This is a genomic window from Leucobacter soli (assembly GCF_042659205.1).
Taxonomy (GTDB): Bacteria; Actinomycetota; Actinomycetes; order Actinomycetales; family Microbacteriaceae; genus Leucobacter; species Leucobacter soli.
The window spans coordinates 1-581 of record NZ_JBHSRW010000489.1 but is presented as its reverse complement, the minus strand read 5'-3'; the positions used below and the strand labels follow the sequence as shown (position 1 = coordinate 581).

At 74.2% G+C, this 581-nt stretch carries 1 protein-coding gene; it reads right to left on the bottom strand.

What is annotated here, in order from left to right; genetic code table 11:
* Window positions 1–581 (bottom strand): tRNA (adenosine(37)-N6)-threonylcarbamoyltransferase complex transferase subunit TsaD (locus ACFPZL_RS14120; protein ID WP_382336044.1); only part of this gene is annotated, 581 nt, incomplete at both ends.

The following is a 581-nucleotide window of genomic DNA, read 5'->3' as shown; positions in this document are numbered from 1 at the left end:
AGGTCGCGGCAGGCTGCCACCGCCTTCGCCGTCAGCACGTCGGCGACGGCCTCGCGGAAGCTCGCCGCGACGTCGGGAACCGGCACCGGCTCACCGGCGGCCTCGGCCTTCTCGACCCAGCGCGCGACCGAGGTCTTCAGCCCGGAGAAGGAGAAGTCGTAGCGGTGCCGCGCGAGGTCCTTGGGCAGCGTCAGACCGCGCGGGAAGCGGATCGCGGCAGGGTCGCCGTCCGCGGCGACCCGGTCGATGTGCGGCCCTCCCGGGTAGGGCAGGCCGAGCAGCCGGGCGACCTTGTCGAAGGCCTCCCCGGCGGCATCGTCGATCGTCTCCCCCAGCAGCTCCACATCGCTCACGAGGTCGCGCACGAGCAGCAGCGAGGTGTGCCCTCCCGAGACGAGCAGCGCCACGGTCGGCAGCTCGAGCTCGCCCGCCGTCCCGGCCACCTCGCGCAGCCCCTCCCCCTGCAGCAGGTCGGCGCCGACGTGGCCCACCAGATGGTTCACCGCGTAGAGCGGCTTCCCGAGCGCGACGGCGAGCGACTTCGCCGCGGCGACACCGACCATGAGCGCGCCGGCGAGACC